Source organism: Geodermatophilus sp. DF01-2 (assembly GCF_004571065.1).
In the GTDB taxonomy this organism is placed as follows: domain Bacteria; phylum Actinomycetota; class Actinomycetes; order Mycobacteriales; family Geodermatophilaceae; genus Geodermatophilus.
Window position 1 is genome coordinate 21,270 of sequence record NZ_SPQN01000041.1, and the last position, 17,089, is coordinate 38,358.

Here is a 17,089-nt window from a genome sequence, read left to right on the forward strand (position 1 = left end):
CCCGTGCGGGGAGCCGGCGCCGTCCTGGTGAGGTACTGGAACGGCCAGCCTTCAGGGACCCGCGCCGAGTGTGCGAGGCGTGGGGAGAAGGGTGGTCCTTTCTCAGTGGGCCTTGGCGAGCGTGCCGAGGTAGAGCTCGATGACCTTGGGGTCGTGCATGAGCGACTCGCCCGTGTCGGTGTAGGCGTTGCGACCCTGGTCGAGCACGTAGCCGCGGTCGCAGATCTGCAGGCACCGGCGGGCGTTCTGCTCGACCATGATGATCGACACGCCGGTCGCGTTGATCCGCCGGCAGCGGATGAAGACCTCGTCCTGGTAGGCGGGGGAGAGGCCGGCCGACGGCTCGTCGAGGAGCAGCACCGACGGCTCCATCATCAGCGCGCGCCCCATGGCCACCATCTGGCGCTCACCGCCGGACAGCGACCCCGCCTTGACCTTCCGGCGCTCGCCGAGCATGGGGAACAGGTCGGCCACGTAGTCGAAGCGCTCCCGGAAGACCTTCGGCCGGAGGTACGCGCCCATCTGCATGTTCTCCTCGATGGACAGCGAGGGGAACACGTTGTTGTTCTGCGGCACGTAGCCCACGCCGAGCGAGACCAGCCGGTGGGCGGGTGCTGCGGTGATGTCCTCCCCGCGGAGGGTCACCGACCCCGAGCGCACCGGGATCAGCCCGAACAGCGTCTTGAGCAGGGTCGACTTCCCGGCCCCGTTCGGACCGATGATGCCGACCAGCTCGCCGTCCTGCAGGTGGAAGTCGCAGCCGTTGAGGATGTTGACGCCCGGGACGTAGCCGGCCACCAGCTCGTCGGCCCGGACCAGCGCCCCCTCCGCCAGGCGCTGGTGCTCTTCCCGCGTGGCGGCCTTCTCGGCCGGGGACAGCTCCCCGGCGATCGCCCGCTCGTCGGGCGTGCCACCGTCCCCGGAACCGACCTGGAAGAGCGGGTCCTCCATGGCCGGGTCGTCCATGGTGCTCATCGGTCCTCCTCGCGGCGGGTGTCGGAGCCGATGACCTCGCCGTCGGCATGTTCCTGGCGCGCGATGCTGCGCTCGGCCTCGGCGAGCACGCGGTCCTCCTCCTCGACGGTGAGCGGGGCGTCGTGGTGGGCGCCGAGGTAGGCGTCGACGACCGCCTGGTTCTGGCTGATGGACTCCGGTGGGCCCTCGGCGATGACCTCGCCGGCGGCCATGACGACGACCCAGTCGCTGATGTCCCGGACGACGTCCATGTCGTGCTCGACGAAGACGACCGTCATGCCCTGCTCGCGCAGGTCCTTGACGTGCCCCAGCAGGCTCTGGGTGAGCGCTGGGTTCACACCGGCCATCGGCTCGTCGAGCATGACCACTTTGGGGTCGCTCATGAGCGCGCGGGCCATCTCCAGCAGCTTGCGCTGACCACCGGAGAGGGTGCCGGCGAAGTCGTCCTTCTTCCGGTCCAGCTTGAACCGGGTGAGCAGCTCCATCGCCTTCTCGGTGTTCTGCCGCTCCTGCGTCCGCCAGGTGCCGGGCACGAGGGCCCGCCAGAAGCTCTCCCCGCGCTGGCCCTGCGCGCCGAGCAGCATGTTCTGCAGCACGGTCAGCCGGGACAGCGCCTTGGTCAGCTGGAAGGTCCGGACGACGCCCAGCCGGGCCACCTGGTGCGGTGCCAGCTTGCCCAGCGGGCGACCGTCGAACGACCAGGTGCCGGAGTTGGGCTGGTCGAAGCCGGTGAGCAGGTTGAACAGCGTCGTCTTGCCGGCTCCGTTGGGACCGATCAGGCCGGTGATGCCGCCGCGCTGGACCTCCAGGTGGTCGACGGAGACGGCGGTGAGGCCACCGAAGGTGCGGGTCACCCCGTCGACGACGATCGCCGGGTCGGGCTTGGCCACCCCGACCTCCCAGGGGACGTCGCGCAGTGCCGCCCGGGCGACGAGCCGGGGCGCGCCGCCGGACGCGGCCGGGTCGAGGGAGGCGGCGTGCGCGCCGGCGGAAGCCGGCTCGCCGGGCGTCGGATCAGCGGGCATCGAGCATCACCTCTCGTCGGTCGCCGAAGATGCCCTGCGGTCGGAAGACGAGCAGCAGGATGAGCCCGAGCCCGATCAGCACGAACCGGATCTGCGCCACGTCGGTCGCCGAGAGCAGCCCCTCGGGGATGACCCCGTTGGTGATCAGCGTACGCAGGCCGGTGTCGGCGAACTGGATGATGAAGTACATCAGCATGGCGCCGACGACGGGACCGAGCACGCGGGCCGCGCCGCCGAGGATGAGCGCGGCGTAGGCGAGGAAGGTGTTCGCGTTCTGGTACTGGTCGGGGATGGCCGATCCGGTGCCCAGGGCGTAGATCATCCCGCCGAGGGCGCCGAGGATGCCGCCGAGGACGAGTGCCTGCATCTTGTAGACGTAGACGTTCTTGCCCAGCGCGCGCACGGCGTCCTCGTCCTCGCGGATGGACTTGACCACCCGGCCCCAGGGGCTGCGGACCAGCAGCCAGATCAGCAGGCAGGCCAGCGCGACCAGCACCCAGCCGACCGCCGTGACCCACAGCTCCGCGCCGCTCCACCGGGTGCCGAGCAGGGAGTAGCGGCGGGCGGTGTCCCACGGCGCGAGGGCCACGAACTCGTTGTTAAAGCCGGCCAGCCCGCGGGTGGCGTTGGTGACCGGCGTAGCCGAGACCGACCGGAACAGCAGGCGCAGGCCCTCGGCCGCTGCGATGGTCGCGATGGCCAGGTAGTCCGCGCGCAGGCGCAGCGTCGGCAGGCCGAGCAGCAGGGCGAGGACGACGGCCGCCAGGATGCCGACGGCCACGCCCACCCAGAAGTTCAGCCCCCACTGGCTCACCGAGATGGCGATCCCGTACCCGCCGAGCATGGCGAAGGCGATCTGGCCGAAGTTCAGCAGCCCGGTGTACCCGAACTGCAGGTTGATGCCGATCGCCAGGAGGGCCAGGAAGATCGCCTGGAAGCCGAGGCCGGCCTTGAGCGCGACGGCCAGGGCGTCGATCAGTTCAGCCACGGCTCAGCCCACCCGGACCCGGCTGCCGAGGATGCCCTGCGGCCGCACGATGAGGATGACGATCAGCAGGAGCAGCCCCCCGACGTACTTGACGTCGTTGGGGATGACGAGGGTCGACATCTGCACGAAGACCCCCACCACGATGCTGCCCACCAGGGCTCCGTAGGCGGTGCCGAGCCCGCCGAGGGTGACGCCGGCGAACATGAGCAGCAGCAGCCGGAAACCCATGTCCCACTGCACCTCGTCGGACAAGCCCAGCAGGACGCCGCCCAGGGCCGCCAGCGCGCCGCCCATCATCCAGACGACCAGGATGACGCGGTTGACGTTGATGCCCGAGGACGCCGCGAGGTCGCGGTTGTCGGCGACCGCCCGCATCGCCTTGCCGATCTTGGTGCGCTGCAGCATGACGGCGACCAGCAGCAGGACGGCGAGCGCGATGACGAGCGACGCGAGGTCCTTGTCGGTCAAGGTGAACGGGCCGTAGTCGACTGCCCGCTGGCCTCGGTAGTCGACGTAGGCCTCCGAGCGGCCGCCGAAGATGATCTGGTACAGGTAGCGCAGCAGCAGCGACAGGCCGATCGAGATGACCAGCGCGGCGATCAGGCCGGTGCCGCGCCGTCGCAGCGGCCGCCAGATGCCCAGCTCGTTGAGCGCGCCGACGCCGGCGCCGATCACCATGGCGATCACCGCCGCCGGGATCAGCGGCACTCCGCCCTCGACGTTGATGAACCACGCGGCGATCGCGCCGATGGTCACCAGCTCGCCGTGCGCGAAGTTGGTCAGGCCCGTGGTGCCGAAGATGAGCGAGAGCCCGACCGCGGCCATCGCGATGAGCAACCCGAAGCGCAGTCCGTCGACGAAGAGTTGCACCCAGCGGACGGTGCCGCCCCCGGAGTTCCGGCTCCCGTCGCTGAGCCCGATGATGACGCCCTGGTTGCGGCCGGCATCCACGGTGACCGTGCGGCTGTCGGCGCCGTTGAGGACCACGCCCTCGGGGAGGGCCTCCTCGTCGATGGTGACCGTGTACTGGCCGGGCCCGGGCAGGGGCACGACCCACCGGCCGTCCTCGTCGGTCTCCACGGTGTCGATCTCCGTGCCGTCGGGGGTCGTGACGACGACCTCGACGCCCTCGATCGGACCGCTGAGGGTGGTCTGGAGGGTGCCGGACACCTGCTCGGACGCCGCGCTCTCCTCGGGTTGTGCGTGGGCGACGCCCGGGGCCAGCGTCAGCGCCACGCCGCCGAGGACGCTCAGCAGGAGCAGACGGAGCAGCATCCGGCCACGGGACACCCGGGATCCCCGTGCGGACCGGCGCCCGGTGCGGGCGGGTCCGATGGGTACACCGTGTCCCGGTACACGGCCTGGTGCGTGCGTCACTCGACCTCCCATGGCGCTGTGAGTGATGGGGGACCGTAACCCAGCTGTGTTTCGGTCCGCTGTCGTCGCGGCGAGCTGTGACCTTTCCGCGACACGCCGCACCTCTCACCCCTGTCCCCCTGCGGCGCGCCGTCGTGATCACCGGGGTCCGGAGGTGCAGGCTCTGGCCGCCACCGTCCAGGGGAGGGTTCCTGTGTCAGGATCCGGTTCTCGGTCCCGCGTCACGGCGCGCGCCGCGCGTCCCGACGACCTGCCCGCCGTGCTGGCCCTGGTGCGCCAGCACCGGGCCGAGGCCCACGCCGAAGGCGTGCTGACCGGTCAGACCCCCGGGGCGGCGGCCGCCGCCGGGTTCCGCCGGCTCCTGGTCGATCCGGCGCACCGGGTCGTGCTGGCGGTGCTGCCGGGCCCGAACGCGCCGGACGGCGGGGGCGTCGGCGGAGAGCTGGTCGTGGGCCTGGCCGTCCTCGGCGTCGACCCGCTCTCGGTGGTCCTCGGTGTCCCGCAGGTGACCGTGGACAACCTCGTCGTCCACCGCGAGCACCGCCGGTGCGGTGCCGGCGCGGCGCTGCTCGCGGCCGCCGTGGCCCATGCCGCCGAGGTGGGTGCGGCGCACGTCGTCGCGGCCGTCGGTGGGCACGAGGCCGAGCGCCAGCGGTTCTTCGCTCGGATGGGGTTCGCGCCGCTGACCACCCGGCGGATCGTGCCGCGGGAGACCCTCGGACGGACGCTGACGGCCTGGCAGCGCGGCGGGGTGACCGTCCCGGTGCCGCGGCGGCCGCTGGTGCGCCGCCGGCCGCCTGCCCGGCTGGTGCCGGCGCTCGACGTCGCCGAGGGCTGAGCCGGCCGGCTCAGGCCGACTGCAGCATGCAGGTGAGCCGGGCGGTGGCGGTCAGCCGACCCCGCTCGTCGGTGACCTCGATGCCGAAGGTGGCGAGGGTCCGGCCGCGGCGGACCGGTGTGGCGACCGCGGTGACGACGCCCTCGGTCGCCGCCCGCAGGTAGCTGACGTTGAGCTCGACCCCGACGGCCTGCCGGCCGGGGCCGGCGCCGAGCGCGGCCGCCCAGGAGCCCACGGTCTCGACCAGCGAGCAGGTGGCGCCCCCGTGCAGCAGGCCGAAGGGCTGCTGGTTGCCGTCCACCGGCATGGTGGCCACCACGTGGTCGGGATCGTGGTCGGTGATCCGGATGCCCAGCTTGTCGTCGAGCGGGCTCATCTGCCCGGCGTCCAGCCAGGCGGGGCGGTCCACGGTCACCCGGGCACCGTAGCCGGCACCGGCCCCGGCCCCGGCGCAGGTCGAAGGACCCCCTGCCCCCCACCGTGGAAGGACCCCGTCCTCCCGGCCCCGTCCCGGAGGCTCACCCCGAGCTTGCGAGGGGTGAGGGGGGACGGGGTCCTCTCGGGGGCCGCGGCGGGACCCTGCAAAGGGCCGTGGGCCTCCGGCGTCGTCGGTGGGCGCACCTAGGATCGGCGGCGATGTCCGCTCCGGTCTCCGCCCCCGCGTCCAGCCCCGTCGCCCGCACCGGGGGCGCCGAGTCCAGCCCGGCCGGCCCGCGGCTGCTGCTGCTCGACGGGCACTCCCTGGCCTATCGCGCCTTCTTCGCCCTGCCGGTCGAGAACTTCTCCACCACCACCGGGCAGCCGACCAACGCGGTCTACGGCTTCACCTCGATGCTGATCAACGTGCTGCGCGACGAGCAGCCCACCCACGTGGCGGTCGCCTTCGACGTCGGCCGCACGACCTTCCGCAGCGAGATCTACGCCGCGTACAAGGCCAACCGCAGCGAGAGCCCGACGGACTTCCGCGGCCAGGTCAGCCTCATCCAGGAGGTGCTGGCCGCGCTGCACGTCCCGGTGATCACCGCCGAGGGCTTCGAGGCCGACGACGTCATCGCGACCCTCACCGTGCAGGCCGTCGAGCAGGGTATGGACGTGCTGATCTGCACCGGCGACCGCGACGCCCTGCAGCTGGTCGACGAGCACGTCACCGTGCTGTACCCGCGCAAGGGCGTCTCCGACCTCACCCGGTTCACCCCCGGGGAGGTCGAGGCCAAGTACGGCCTGTCCCCGGCGCAGTACCCGGACTTCGCGGCGCTGCGGGGCGACCCCAGCGACAACCTGCCGAGCATCCCGAGCGTGGGGGAGAAGACCGCGGCCAAGTGGGTGCGCGAGTACGGCTCGCTCGACGCGCTGGTCGACCAGGTCGACACCGTGAAGGGCAAGGTCGGTGACAAGCTGCGCGAGCACCTGTCCTCGGTGCTGCAGAACCGGCGGCTGACCGAGCTCGACCGGGCCGTGCCCCTCGAGCTGGGGCCGGTCGACCTCGCCGTCCGGGCGTGGGACCGCAACGAGGTGCACACGCTCTTCGACAACCTCCAGTTCCGGGTGCTGCGCGACCGGTTGTTCGCCACGCTCACCAGCGCCGAGCCCGAGGTCGAGGGCGGCTTCGACGTCAGCCTCGACGAGGTGCAGGCCGGCGGGCTGGGGGCGTGGCTCGACGCGCACGCCCGCACCGGCCGCACGGGAGTGATCTTCCACGGCACGTGGGGACGGGGCACCGGCGAGCTGACCGGTCTGGCGCTGGCGGCGGCAGACGACCACACGACCTTCGTCGACCTCGGCCCGTCCTTGGACCTCGCCGACGAGCAGGCGCTCGCCGCCTGGCTGGCCGACGCCGAGCGACCCAAGGTGGTGCACGAGGTCAAGGGCCCGCTGCTGGCGATCTGGGCGCGCGGGTGGGAGCTGGCCGGCGTGGACAGCGACACCGCACTGGCCGCGTACCTGGCGATGCCGGGGCAGCGGTCCTTCGACCTCGGGGACCTGGCCGTGCGCTACCTGCGCCGGGAGCTCAAGGACGCCGCAGCCGAGGAGGCCCAGCTCACCCTCGACGGCCTGGGGCCCTCCGAGGAGGACCTCGCCCGCGAGGCCGCGCACGCCGACGTCCTCAAGGCCGTCGCGGTCAACGACCTGTCCGACGCGCTGGAGTCCGTGCTCGGGCAGCGCGGCGGTGACCACCTGCTCGGCGAGATCGAGCTGCCCCTGACCTTCGTGCTGGCCCGCATGGAGCAGCGCGGCATCGCCGCCGACCTGGAGTTCCTGCAGGAGCTCCAGCGCGAGTTCGCCGAGGGCGTCGCCGCCGCGGCCGCCGAGTGCCACGCGGTCATCGGCCGCGAGGTGAACCTCGGCTCGCCCAAGCAGCTGCAGGCGGTGCTCTTCGACGAGCTGGGCCTGCCGAAGACCAAGAAGATCAAGAGCGGCTACACCACGGACGCCGAGGCGCTGACCAACCTGCTGGCGCAGACCGGGCACCCCTTCCTCGAGCACCTGCTGCGGCACCGCGACGTCACCCGGCTGCGCACCGTCATCGACGGCCTCATCCCGATGGTCGACGACGCCGGCCGCATTCACACCACGTTCCAGCAGACGATCGCCGCCACCGGCCGGCTGTCCTCGACCGACCCGAACCTGCAGAACATCCCGATCCGCACCGCCGAGGGACGGCGAATCCGGCAGGCGTTCGTCGTGGGCGCGGGCCACGAGTCGCTGATGACGGCGGACTACAGCCAGATCGAGATGCGGATCATGGCGCACCTCTCCGGCGACGAGGGGCTGATCGAGGCGTTCACGTCGGGGGAGGACCTGCACTCCTTCGTCGCTTCCCGGGCGTACGACATCCCGATCGGGGACGTCGACCCGGAGCTGCGCCGGCGTATCAAGGCGATGAGCTACGGCCTGGCCTACGGGCTGTCGGCCTACGGGTTGGCCGGGCAGCTGCGCATCTCGGTCGAGGAGGCGCGCGAGCAGATGCACGCCTACTTCGAGCGCTTCGGCGGCATCCGCGAGTACCTCGACGGCGTCGTCGAGCACGCCCGGCAGACCGGCTACACCGAGACCACGCTGGGCCGGCGGCGCTACCTGCCCGACCTGACCAGCGACAACGGGCAGCGGCGCCAGATGGCCGAGCGGATGGCGCTCAACGCTCCCATCCAGGGCTCGGCGGCCGACGTCATCAAGGTGGCCATGCTGCGCGTGGAGCACGCGATCGTCGCCGAGGGGCTGCGCTCGCGGATGCTGCTGCAGGTGCACGACGAGCTCGTGCTCGAGGTGGCGCCGGGGGAGCGGGAGGCGCTGGAGGCCCTCGTACGGCGGGAGATGGCCGGCGCCGCCGAGCTGTCGGTGCCGTTGGAGGTCTCCGTCGGCTTCGGCCGGACCTGGGACGAGGCCGCGCACTGAGGCCGGCGTCAGCGGCGACGGTGTGCGCGTATGCGCGGTTTTTTTCCACGGCCCCCCAGACCTGCGCATCCGCGCACACGGTCAGCCCTCCGGCCTCCGGCTCGACCTGAGGTGGAGGGTCGGGCTGCGAGGATGCCCGCGTGGTCACGGTGGAGCTGCTGCACACCGCACACGTGCCCGCGGGGACCCTCGTGGCGGCCCGGCGACTGCTCGACGGGGCGTTCGGCGGCGACTACGACGATGCGGACTGGACGAAGGACCCCGATGCCCCCCCACGCCTCGCAGGCTCGGCGCGGGACCCTGCATCGGGGCCACGCCGTCGTCCAGCGCCGACTGCTGCACGGCGGCCACGCATTGCGCGCCGGCTACGTCGAGGCGGTCGCCGTGTCCCCGGCGCACCGGCACGGCGGCGTCGCGTCGGCGGTCATGGTCGAGCTCGAGGACGTCGTCCGCGGCGCCTACGAGCTCGGCGCGCTGGGCGCTTCGGACGACGGCGCCGGGCTCCACGCCGCCCGCGGCTGGGAGCGGTGGCGCGGTCCGACGTCCGTGCTCAGCCCGGCCGGCACGGTCCGCACTCCGGAGGACGACGGGGCGGTGTTCGTCCTCCCGGGCCCCGTGGCCCTCGACCTCGACGGGAGCCTGAGCTGCGACTGGCGGGACGGCGACGTCTGGTAGCGAGGCGGCCTCAGGCCGGTCGGTGGCAGACCAGGATCAGCGTCCCGGGGACCAGCGCCCCGCGGCCCGGCGACCACTGGCCCCACTCCTGCGTGCGGCCCGGCGTCCACTCGGGCTCGACGAGGTCGTCGAGGACGAGCCCCGCGCCGACGACGGCACGCACCCAGTCGCCGACGGTGCGGTGGTGCTCGACGTAGACGGTCCGTCCGTCCTCGCCGGTCTCGACGTACGGCGTCCGGTCGAAGTAGGAGGAGACAACCCGCAGGTCCTCCGGATCGGGGGAGTCGGGCAGCGGCCAGCGGAACGGGTGGTTGACCGACGCCACGAACCGCCCGCCCGGGCGCAGCACACGCGCCACCTCGGTCAGGGCGCCCTCGACGTCGGCCACGAACGGCAGCCCACCGAAGGCCGAGCAGGCCAGGTCGACGCTCGCCGACGCCAGCGGCAGCGCGCCGACGTCGGCCTGCACCAGCGGGACGGCGATGCCGGTGGTGCGACCCTGCTCGGCAGCGTGGGCCAGCATCCCGGCCGAGAGGTCGAGCGCGACGACGTCGGCGCCCTCGCGCCGCAACCACCGCGAGCACGGGGCCGATCCGCAGCCGACCTCGAGGATCCGCCGTCCGGCGACGTCCCCGAGCAGGCGCGCCTCGGCCTCGCGCAGTCCCTCGGGACACCACAGGAAGTCGACGTCGCCCAGGTCGGCGCCGTGCTCGGCCAGGTACGCCGGCGCCGCGGCGTCCCACCACCGCCGGTTGGCCCGGGCCGACTCCACCGCGCCGGCCGGCCGGCGGGCGACCCCGCCGAGCGCCGGGTAGCCGTCCTCCGCCAGCGTCAGGCCGGGTGGGGGCGACGGGATGTCCATGACACGCCGATCGTGACACGCCGGGGTGCCGGGACGGGGTGCTACCCAGGTGGACCGGCCGCTCGCCGGCTCCGTACCATGGGAATGCGCCAGAGGTCTGTCAGTGCTGAGCCCACCAGGGGATCGGCGCGCGCCGGCTCTCCCCGCTCCCCGCGGTCACCCGGCCGCGGGTCGTCCTGTCCCTACGCATCCCCCGTCCGGAGCACTCGACCACATGACCTCCACCCAGGTCCGTCCTAACAGCACCCCCCAGGTCGCCGTCAACGACATCGGCACCGCCGAGGACTTCCTCGCGGCGATCGACCAGACGATCAAGTACTTCAACGACGGCGACATCGTCGAAGGCGTCATCGTCAAGGTCGACCGGGACGAGGTGCTGCTGGACATCGGCTACAAGACCGAGGGCGTCATCCCCTCGCGCGAGCTGTCCATCAAGCACGACGTCGACCCCAACGAGGTCGTCACGGTCGGCGACGAGGTGGAAGCCCTCGTCCTCCAGAAGGAGGACAAGGAAGGCCGTCTGATCCTGTCCAAGAAGCGCGCCCAGTACGAGCGCGCCTGGGGCACGATCGAGGCGAAGAAGGAAGCCGACGAGGTCGTCACCGGCACCGTCATCGAGGTCGTCAAGGGCGGCCTGATCCTCGACATCGGCCTGCGCGGGTTCCTGCCCGCCTCGCTGGTCGAGATGCGCCGCGTCCGCGACCTGCAGCCCTACGTGGGCCGCGAGCTCGAGGCCAAGATCATCGAGCTCGACAAGAACCGCAACAACGTCGTCCTCTCCCGCCGGCAGTGGCTGGAGCAGACCCAGTCCGAGGTGCGCAGCGAGTTCCTCAACAAGCTCGCCAAGGGCCAGGTCCGCACCGGCGTCGTCTCCTCCATCGTCAACTTCGGTGCGTTCGTGGACCTGGGCGGGGTCGACGGCCTGGTGCACGTCTCCGAGCTGTCGTGGAAGCACATCGACCACCCGTCCGAGGTCGTCGAGGTCGGGCAGGAGGTCACCGTCGAGGTCCTCGACGTCGACCTGGACCGCGAGCGGGTCTCGCTGTCGCTGAAGGCGACGCAGGAGGACCCGTGGCGCCAGTTCGCCCGGACGCACCAGATCGGCCAGGTCGTCCCCGGCAAGGTCACCAAGCTGGTGCCCTTCGGTTCGTTCGTCCGCGTCGACGAGGGCATCGAGGGCCTGGTGCACATCTCCGAGCTGGCCGAGCGGCACGTGGAGATCCCCGAGCAGGTCGTGCAGGTCGGCGACGAGATCCTGGTCAAGGTCATCGACATCGACCTCGACCGGCGCCGGATCTCGCTGTCGCTCAAGCAGGCCAACGAGGGCGTCGTCGGCGACGAGGAGCAGTTCGACCCGGCCGCCTACGGCATGGCCGCGTCCTACGACGAGCAGGGCAACTACATCTACCCCGAGGGCTTCGACCCGGAGACCGGCGAGTGGCGTGAGGGGTACGAGGCGCAGCGCGAGGAGTGGGAGCGGCAGTACGCCGAGGCCCAGGCCCGCTTCGAGGCGCACCGCAAGCAGATCGCCGCGGCCCGCGAGGCCGACGCCGAGGCTGCCGCCGGTGGCAACTACTCGAGCGGCGAGTCCGAGGGGACCGACACCTCCGGGGGGACCCTCGCCAGCGACGAGGCGCTCGCGGCGCTGCGGGCCAAGCTGGCCGGCGGCGAGTGAGCCGCGCTCGGCGCAGCTGAGCAGCACCACCTGAGGCCGAGGCCCGGGACCCCGTGGGGTCCCGGGCCTCGGTCGTCCCTCCCATCCCCGTGGAGGGACGAATCGAAGGGCCCCCTGCAGGGTCCCGCCACTCGCAGGCTCGCGGCGGGACCCTGCAGGGGGGCCGGGTGGTCCTCCTTCAGAGGCTGAGGATGATGGCGAACGCGGTGCGCGGTCGGCCGCCGGAGTCGGCGAGGAACTGCCAGGTGTGCCGCCCGGCCGGCGCGGTGGCCGACAGCCAGCGCAGGAAGGCGTTGCGGGGACGCAGGGAACCGTTGCGCTCCAGCCGCTCGCGCACCGCCGGAAGGTCCGAGCACCGCACGCCGGTGGGGCGGTCGAGCCGGTGACGACCGGAACCGCGCCGGACGGCGGCGGGGGTCGGCGTGAGGACCGGCGTGGAAGCCGCGTGGGCGGGACGGGACATGGTCGGTTCTGCCTCTCTGGGGCGGGGAAGAGCGCCGGGGAGAGAGTTGCCCACGGGGCGCGTGTGACGGGAGCGACGCGCCGGGCAGGGTGGGCGGGTGTTACCTGTCCGTGACCGTCTCGGGCGCGCTGGCTACTGTCCGCACATGCTGCGCATCGGGCTGACCGGCGGGATCGGATCGGGCAAGAGCACGGTGGCCGGCCTGCTCGCCGCCCGAGGAGCACGGGTGGTGGACGCCGACCGCATCGCCCGCGAGGTCGTCGAGCCCGACACTCCCGGCCTGGACGCCGTCGTCGCGGCGTTCGGGCGCGAGGTGCTGGCCGCCGACGGCGCCCTCGACCGGCCGGCCCTGGCCGCCGTCGTCTTCGCCGACCCGGAGGCCCGGCGCCGGCTGGACGACATCGTCCACCCCCTGGTGCGGGCCCGCGCCGCCGAGCTGGTCGCGGCGGCCCCGCAGGACGCCGTGGTCGTGCAGGACGTGCCGCTGCTGGTGGAGACCGGTCAGGCGGCGTCCTACGACCTGGTGCTGGTCGTGGAGGCCGACCCGGAGACCCGCGTGCGGCGGCTTGTCGGGCGTGGCCTCACCGAGGCCGACGCCCGCGCGCGGATCGCCGCGCAGGCCACCGACGAGCAGCGCCGTGCCGTGGCCGACGTCGTGCTGGACAACAGCGGCGGCGTGGAGGAGCTGACGGAGCAGGTGGAGCGCTTCTGGGCCGGGCGCGTGGCCCCCGCGGTCGGCTGAAGGCTGCTTCACTCGGCCGGCGCCCGGCGCCCGGCGGCCCGGGAGCCCGCGAGGCTCGTCATGCAGCCGGCCGACGCACCCCGGCGCGGGTCCACGCGGGCCTGACGCCGCCGTGGGTCGTCCGCACGGTGGTGCAGTGGGTCACGGGGATCCGGCGGGGCCGAGGCCACCGGGGTGTGGGCGGGGAGCGGCGCCCTCGAGGTGCCGCCCGCCGGCCGGTCGACGGGGAGTCAGGACAGTCACGACGCACCTGACGCGGGGAGGGTCCGGTGGAGGATCGAGGCCCGGGTCACCGGACCCGGGCCTCTCGTGCTGTGGGCGATACTGGGTTCGAACCAGTGACCTCTACCGTGTCAAGGTAGCGCTCTACCACTGAGCCAATCGCCCGATCCGGCCCGCCGGCCGGTCCGCTCCGCCGTGCTCGGCGGGGAGCCGAGGTGGAGACGGGATTTGAACCCGTGTAGACGGCTTTGCAGGCCGTTGCCTCGCCTCTCGGCCACTCCACCGCGCACGGGCGCCGGTCTCGCGACCAGCGCCCGAGGTTCCGAGCGGACGACGGGATTCGAACCCGCGACCCTCACCTTGGCAAGGTGATGCTCTACCAGCTGAGCCACGTCCGCGTTGCTGTCGTGCAGGGAAAACCATACCCGACCCCGAGAGGGCGTTTCACGGGGGGCTCCCCCGGAGGTCACCGGGCCGTCGGGTCCGCCCCGCCGTTGGACAGCAGGGCGGCCAGTTCGTCGTCCACCTCGAGCACCGAGGACTCCTGCCCGAAGGGAACGAGGTTCGCCGTCAGCTGCAGGAAGCCGGCCACCGTGCCGCGGGAGACCTCGAACAGCGCCTCGCCCGAGGGTGCGCGCAGGTGGAGGAACAGGACGTCGCCCGAGGTCCGCGACGGCCACAGCCGCACGTCCCCCTCGCCCGCCGGCCGGTCGAGGCCGGCCTGCAGCAGGTCGCGACCGACCAGCCACGAGATGCCCTCGTCCTCCTCGGTGTTGTCTCCGAAGGTGATCCGGACGGCGAACGGATCGCTGACCTCGTAGCTGAGCAGCGCCGGGACCTCGGTCCACGACTGCGGGCCGACGAGGTACAGCGTCGTGGGGCAGGTGTACCCGGGCGTCGCGCGGTTGATCATGTCTCGAACAACGACCTTCCCTGACCGAGGTGACGCCCGGACGGTCTCCGGGCGTGTCGTTCCCCTGGGTGCCCCTTCCGGGCGCCGTCGAACCGCGTCCCCTGCCCGTTGCGAAGACCGCGTGTGACGATGGGACTCGTGAGCAGCCCGGCACGGCGCGTCGGAGACGGTCCCGCAGGCGCCGACCTCCTCCTCCGCATGCGCGCGGGCGACCGGAGTGCCGTCGACGAGCTCTACGACCGGTTCAGTCGCCCGGCCTTCGCGCTGGCCCGTCGCATCCTCTCCGACGACGTCCTGGCCGAGGACGTGCTGCAGGACGTGTTCCTGAGCGTCTGGCGCGAGCCGGGCGCCTACGAACCCGGCCGTGGGTCCTTCTCCTCCTGGCTGATGGCGATGGTGCACCACAAGGCCGTGGACGCCGTCCGCCGGGAGGAGTCCCACCGGCGCCGGCAGACCAGGGCCGAGGACGACCTGGCCCTGACCACCCCGACCTCCTCCCGCGATGTCGAGGACGAGGCGTGGAGCCGTGTCGTCTCCGAGCAGGTCCGCAGCGCGCTGGGTTCCCTGCCGGCCCCCCAGCGCGAGGCGCTGACCCTGGCCTACTACGGCGGGTACACCCAGCGGGAGGTCGCGGCGCTGACCAGCACCCCGCTCGGCACCGTGAAGACCCGCATGCTCGCCGGGATGCGCCGGCTCCGGGAGGAGCTCGGCAGCGCGGCGGGCGCCTCCCTGGGCGGTGCGCTGGGGGAGTCCGCGCCGATCGACGGGACCGGCCGGTGAGCCAGCCGCGAGAGCCACGGCGCGGGGACCACGAGTCGTTCGACGAGCTGGCCGTCGGCTGGGCGCTGCACGCCCTGGAGCCAGAGGATGAGAGCCTCTTCGCGGCCCACCTGCCCACGTGTCCCCGGTGCCGGCGGACGGTTGCCGAGACCGCCGAGGTCATGGGGGCCATGGCGAGCGACCTGCCGCCGGCCGCCCCCCCGGACCGGCTGCGCGGGCGGCTGCGGGCCGCGGTGGAGGACGTCGGGCAGGTGCCGCCGCCGGCCGACGGCGAGCAGCGGTCCCTACGGCCCCTGCCGCCCCCCGTCGGGGTCCCTGCGGACCGGCAGCGGTCCGCGGACCCGTCCCCCGGGCAGGGTGCGCACCGGGTGCCCTCCCCGTTCGGCCCCGCGAACCCACCGAGCAGCTGGCGCCGCGTGCTGCCCAACGCCCTCGTGGCGGCCGGGGTGGCGGCGATCCTGGCCCTGGGGACCTGGAACGTCGTCCTCAGCTCGGCCCGCGAGCAGGCGCAGGAGGCCGCCGCCGCGCGAGCCGAGGTGCTCGACGAGCTGCTGACCCCCGGCCGGGCCACCATCGCGCCGCTGTCCGACGACGGCACGCCGGTGGCCACGGTGGTGGCCCGCGAGGACCAGGTCCAGGTCGTCACCCAGGGGCTGCGGCCCAACGACGCCGAGGCGCAGACCTACGTCGTCTGGGGCCTCGACGGGGACGACCCGGTGGCACTGGGCACGTTCGACGTGGCCTCCACACAGACGAACCTGATCGCCGTAGGCTCTGCCTCGACCGAGGTCGACGACTACGGCGGCTACGGCGGCTACGCCATCAGCCTCGAGCCCGGTGGTGAGGCTCCGCCGGTACCGACCGACGTCATCGCGAGCGGGGAGGTGGCCAGCTGAGCGGCCCGGAGACGGTGGCCCGGTCGGGACCCGGGCGGCCCGGCCAACCCACGCGCGACGAGATGCAGGCGCGGTTCACCGAGGACGGCCACCGCAGCCTGCGCGAGCGCGTGGCGCAGACCTCGTGGCGGCGGCGGCTGGCCGCGCGGCGCACCGTCGACTCGACCTACCGGGTGGTGGTGGGGGTGGTCGGCGGTGTCATCGTGGCGCTCGGACTGGCCACCATCCCGCTGCCCGGGCCCGGCTGGCTGACCGTCATCGCCGGGCTCTTCCTGCTGGCCACCGAGTTCTTCTGGGCCGAGCGGCTGCTCGACTTCACCCGGCGGCACGTCCGGGCCTGGACCGAGTGGTTGGGCCGTCAGCGCGCGTGGGTGCGGGTGACCGTCACCCTCGCCACCGCGGCGTTCGTGTACGGCGTCCTGGTGGTCATGCTGCACATGATGGGTATCCCGGACTGGATGCCGGGGTGGATGCCACTCTGGCGCTGAGCGTCTGGCAGAATGGCGGGCGCACGGGCGATTGGCTCAGTGGTAGAGCGCTTCGTTCACACCGAAGAGGTCACTGGTTCGAACCCAGTATCGCCCACCGCAGGGAGGCCCGGGTCCGTCGACCCGGGCCTCCTCTCATCGGGAGCGGCCGAGGGGGACCATGGGGCAGATGTCCCGCCGCCGGCCGCCAGCCCCGCCCGTGCCGGCCCGGTCGCGGCAGCCGGGGCGCGCCGAACGCCTGACCGAGGTGCTCGAGCGCGACGGCGGCACCTGCATCTGGTGCGGCCGCGCGTTCGGCGGGCTGGTCCCGCCGACCACCGAGCACGTCGTCCCCCGCGTCAAGGGCGGCCCGTCGTGGCTGGCGAACGAGGTCGCTGCCTGCCGGCGCTGCAACGCCGAGCGCGGGCACCGGGCGCCGGTGGACTGGCTCGAGGAGTGCGAGCGGCGCGGCTGGCGACCCGACGCCGCCCGGCTCGCCCGGGCGCTGGACGCGCTGCAGGCCGCCATCGACCGCGAGGGCGGCCAGCGGCGCGCACGCCCCCACCTCGACGCCGCGCGGCGCAGGCTCCGCCGGCGGCTGCCCCCGGGGCCGGACCCACGTACGGTCGCCTCGTGAGCGAGCTCGCGAGCGAACGCATGGGCACAGCAGCGCCGCGAACGCGGCCGACGAGCGTCGGCGAGGAGGACCCGTGAGCGAGCTTGCGAGCGAACGCATGGGCACAGCAGCGCCGCGAACGCGGCCGACGAGCGCCGGCGAGGAGGACCCGTGAGCGAGCT

The 17,089-nt window shown here is 73.1% G+C and carries 17 protein-coding genes and 4 tRNA genes; 10 read left to right on the forward strand and 11 right to left on the reverse strand.

From position 1 onward, the window contains the following. Nucleotides 1–102: 102 nt before the first annotated feature. From E4P41_RS12205 to E4P41_RS12220, 4 genes are read right to left on the reverse strand one after another with little or no spacing between them, the layout of a single operon-like run. A complete protein-coding gene (locus E4P41_RS12205) occupies nucleotides 103–975 on the reverse strand; it encodes an ABC transporter ATP-binding protein (RefSeq protein WP_209307681.1) in 873 nt (290 codons plus the stop codon). Next, nucleotides 972–2,000 (reverse strand): ABC transporter ATP-binding protein, encoded by a 1,029-nt coding sequence (locus E4P41_RS12210; protein ID WP_135141525.1) that lies wholly within the window; start codon nucleotides 1,998–2,000, stop codon nucleotides 972–974. Before E4P41_RS12210 ends, E4P41_RS12205 begins: the two co-directional genes overlap by 4 nt. After that, on the reverse strand, nucleotides 1,990–2,988 hold the full coding sequence (locus E4P41_RS12215; protein WP_135141526.1) for a branched-chain amino acid ABC transporter permease: 999 nt from the start codon (nucleotides 2,986–2,988) through the stop codon (nucleotides 1,990–1,992). Before E4P41_RS12215 ends, E4P41_RS12210 begins: the two co-directional genes overlap by 11 nt. Nucleotides 2,989–2,991: 3 nt before the next feature. Then, nucleotides 2,992–4,263 (reverse strand): branched-chain amino acid ABC transporter permease, encoded by a 1,272-nt coding sequence (locus E4P41_RS12220; RefSeq protein ID WP_209307682.1) that lies wholly within the window; start codon nucleotides 4,261–4,263, stop codon nucleotides 2,992–2,994. A gap of 295 nt (nucleotides 4,264–4,558) precedes the next feature. On the opposite strand from E4P41_RS12220, the gene E4P41_RS12225 reads away from it, so the two are divergent. Next, complete coding sequence (locus E4P41_RS12225; protein WP_167761056.1) at nucleotides 4,559–5,203, forward strand: GNAT family N-acetyltransferase; 645 nt, start codon at nucleotides 4,559–4,561, stop codon at nucleotides 5,201–5,203. Between the two features lie 10 nt (nucleotides 5,204–5,213). Here the strand turns inward: E4P41_RS12225 and E4P41_RS12230 are convergent, their stop codons facing one another. Next, a complete protein-coding gene (locus E4P41_RS12230) occupies nucleotides 5,214–5,618 on the reverse strand; it encodes a PaaI family thioesterase (RefSeq protein WP_135141528.1) in 405 nt (134 codons plus the stop codon). A 221-nt stretch (nucleotides 5,619–5,839) separates the two neighbouring features. Here E4P41_RS12230 and polA point away from each other — a divergent pair, with 221 nt between their 5' ends. After that, complete coding sequence (polA, locus tag E4P41_RS12235; RefSeq protein ID WP_135141529.1) at nucleotides 5,840–8,596, forward strand: DNA polymerase I; 2,757 nt, start codon at nucleotides 5,840–5,842, stop codon at nucleotides 8,594–8,596. A gap of 264 nt (nucleotides 8,597–8,860) precedes the next feature. Further along, nucleotides 8,861–9,271, forward strand: a complete 411-nt coding sequence (locus tag E4P41_RS12240; protein ID WP_135141530.1) for a GNAT family N-acetyltransferase — start codon at nucleotides 8,861–8,863, stop codon at nucleotides 9,269–9,271. 10 nt (nucleotides 9,272–9,281) lie between these two features. On the opposite strand, the gene E4P41_RS12245 is transcribed toward E4P41_RS12240, so the two are convergent. Then, nucleotides 9,282–10,133: a class I SAM-dependent methyltransferase gene (locus tag E4P41_RS12245; protein WP_135141531.1), complete on the reverse strand. Its 852-nt coding sequence runs from the start codon at nucleotides 10,131–10,133 to the stop codon at nucleotides 9,282–9,284. A gap of 214 nt (nucleotides 10,134–10,347) precedes the next feature. On the opposite strand from E4P41_RS12245, the gene rpsA reads away from it, so the two are divergent. Next, a complete protein-coding gene (rpsA, locus tag E4P41_RS12250) occupies nucleotides 10,348–11,808 on the forward strand; it encodes a 30S ribosomal protein S1 (RefSeq protein WP_135141532.1) in 1,461 nt (486 codons plus the stop codon). Nucleotides 11,809–11,986: 178 nt separating this feature from the next. Here rpsA and E4P41_RS23220 read toward each other — a convergent pair whose 3' ends face one another. Beyond that, a complete protein-coding gene (locus E4P41_RS23220; protein WP_245177294.1) occupies nucleotides 11,987–12,145 on the reverse strand; it encodes a hypothetical protein in 159 nt (52 codons plus the stop codon). Nucleotides 12,146–12,416: 271 nt separating this feature from the next. Here E4P41_RS23220 and coaE point away from each other — a divergent pair, with 271 nt between their 5' ends. Then, nucleotides 12,417–13,013 (forward strand): dephospho-CoA kinase, encoded by a 597-nt coding sequence (coaE, locus tag E4P41_RS12260; protein WP_135141534.1) that lies wholly within the window; start codon nucleotides 12,417–12,419, stop codon nucleotides 13,011–13,013. A gap of 315 nt (nucleotides 13,014–13,328) precedes the next feature. Here coaE and E4P41_RS12265 read toward each other — a convergent pair. From E4P41_RS12265 to E4P41_RS12280, 4 genes are all read right to left on the reverse strand, one after another. Further along, nucleotides 13,329–13,400 (reverse strand) — tRNA-Val (locus tag E4P41_RS12265). Nucleotides 13,401–13,448: 48 nt separating this feature from the next. Beyond that, a tRNA-Cys gene (locus E4P41_RS12270) sits at nucleotides 13,449–13,519 on the reverse strand. Nucleotides 13,520–13,560: 41 nt separating this feature from the next. Beyond that, nucleotides 13,561–13,633: transfer RNA gene (locus tag E4P41_RS12275), tRNA-Gly, on the reverse strand. Nucleotides 13,634–13,701: 68 nt separating this feature from the next. Beyond that, nucleotides 13,702–14,148, reverse strand: coding sequence for an SsgA family sporulation/cell division regulator (locus E4P41_RS12280; RefSeq protein WP_135141535.1), 447 nt, complete (start codon nucleotides 14,146–14,148; stop codon nucleotides 13,702–13,704). 129 nt (nucleotides 14,149–14,277) lie between these two features. On the opposite strand from E4P41_RS12280, the gene E4P41_RS12285 reads away from it, so the two are divergent. The 5 genes from E4P41_RS12285 (at nucleotide 14,278) to E4P41_RS12305 (ending at nucleotide 16,928) form a co-directional block, all read left to right on the forward strand. Next, a complete protein-coding gene (locus E4P41_RS12285; protein ID WP_135141536.1) occupies nucleotides 14,278–14,928 on the forward strand; it encodes a sigma-70 family RNA polymerase sigma factor in 651 nt (216 codons plus the stop codon). Then, a complete protein-coding gene (locus E4P41_RS12290) occupies nucleotides 14,925–15,824 on the forward strand; it encodes an anti-sigma factor (RefSeq protein WP_135141537.1) in 900 nt (299 codons plus the stop codon). The genes E4P41_RS12285 and E4P41_RS12290 overlap by 4 nt, the downstream gene beginning before the upstream one ends. A gap of 62 nt (nucleotides 15,825–15,886) precedes the next feature. Continuing rightward, the gene (locus E4P41_RS12295; RefSeq protein ID WP_135141538.1) at nucleotides 15,887–16,312 is read left to right on the forward strand and encodes a TIGR02611 family protein; all 426 of its coding nucleotides are present in this window, start codon (nucleotides 15,887–15,889) and stop codon (nucleotides 16,310–16,312) included. Between the two features lie 25 nt (nucleotides 16,313–16,337). Next, nucleotides 16,338–16,409, forward strand: a tRNA-Val gene (locus E4P41_RS12300). A gap of 72 nt (nucleotides 16,410–16,481) precedes the next feature. Further along, the gene (locus E4P41_RS12305) at nucleotides 16,482–16,928 is read left to right on the forward strand and encodes an HNH endonuclease (RefSeq protein ID WP_245177296.1); all 447 of its coding nucleotides are present in this window, start codon (nucleotides 16,482–16,484) and stop codon (nucleotides 16,926–16,928) included. The last annotated feature ends 161 nt before the right edge of the window (nucleotides 16,929–17,089 follow it).

What these genes read in the sequence shown, in the direction of transcription:
- E4P41_RS12205 (WP_209307681.1), bottom strand. Translation starts at nt 975, where the DNA reads ATGAGCACCATGGACGACCCGGCCATGGAGGACCCGCTCTTCCAGGTC.
- E4P41_RS12210 (WP_135141525.1), bottom strand. Translation starts at nt 2,000, where the DNA reads ATGCCCGCTGATCCGACGCCCGGCGAGCCGGCTTCCGCCGGCGCGCAC.
- E4P41_RS12220 (WP_209307682.1), bottom strand. Translation starts at nt 4,263, where the DNA reads ATGCTGCTCCGTCTGCTCCTGCTGAGCGTCCTCGGCGGCGTGGCGCTG.
- polA (WP_135141529.1), top strand. Translation starts at nt 5,840, where the DNA reads ATGTCCGCTCCGGTCTCCGCCCCCGCGTCCAGCCCCGTCGCCCGCACC.
- E4P41_RS12240 (WP_135141530.1), top strand. Translation starts at nt 8,861, where the DNA reads ATGCCCCCCCACGCCTCGCAGGCTCGGCGCGGGACCCTGCATCGGGGC.
- E4P41_RS12245 (WP_135141531.1), bottom strand. Translation starts at nt 10,133, where the DNA reads ATGGACATCCCGTCGCCCCCACCCGGCCTGACGCTGGCGGAGGACGGC.
- rpsA (WP_135141532.1), top strand. Translation starts at nt 10,348, where the DNA reads ATGACCTCCACCCAGGTCCGTCCTAACAGCACCCCCCAGGTCGCCGTC.
- coaE (WP_135141534.1), top strand. Translation starts at nt 12,417, where the DNA reads ATGCTGCGCATCGGGCTGACCGGCGGGATCGGATCGGGCAAGAGCACG.
- E4P41_RS12280 (WP_135141535.1), bottom strand. Translation starts at nt 14,148, where the DNA reads ATGATCAACCGCGCGACGCCCGGGTACACCTGCCCCACGACGCTGTAC.
- E4P41_RS12285 (WP_135141536.1), top strand. Translation starts at nt 14,278, where the DNA reads ATGGGACTCGTGAGCAGCCCGGCACGGCGCGTCGGAGACGGTCCCGCA.
- E4P41_RS12295 (WP_135141538.1), top strand. Translation starts at nt 15,887, where the DNA reads ATGCAGGCGCGGTTCACCGAGGACGGCCACCGCAGCCTGCGCGAGCGC.
- E4P41_RS12305 (WP_245177296.1), top strand. Translation starts at nt 16,482, where the DNA reads ATGTCCCGCCGCCGGCCGCCAGCCCCGCCCGTGCCGGCCCGGTCGCGG.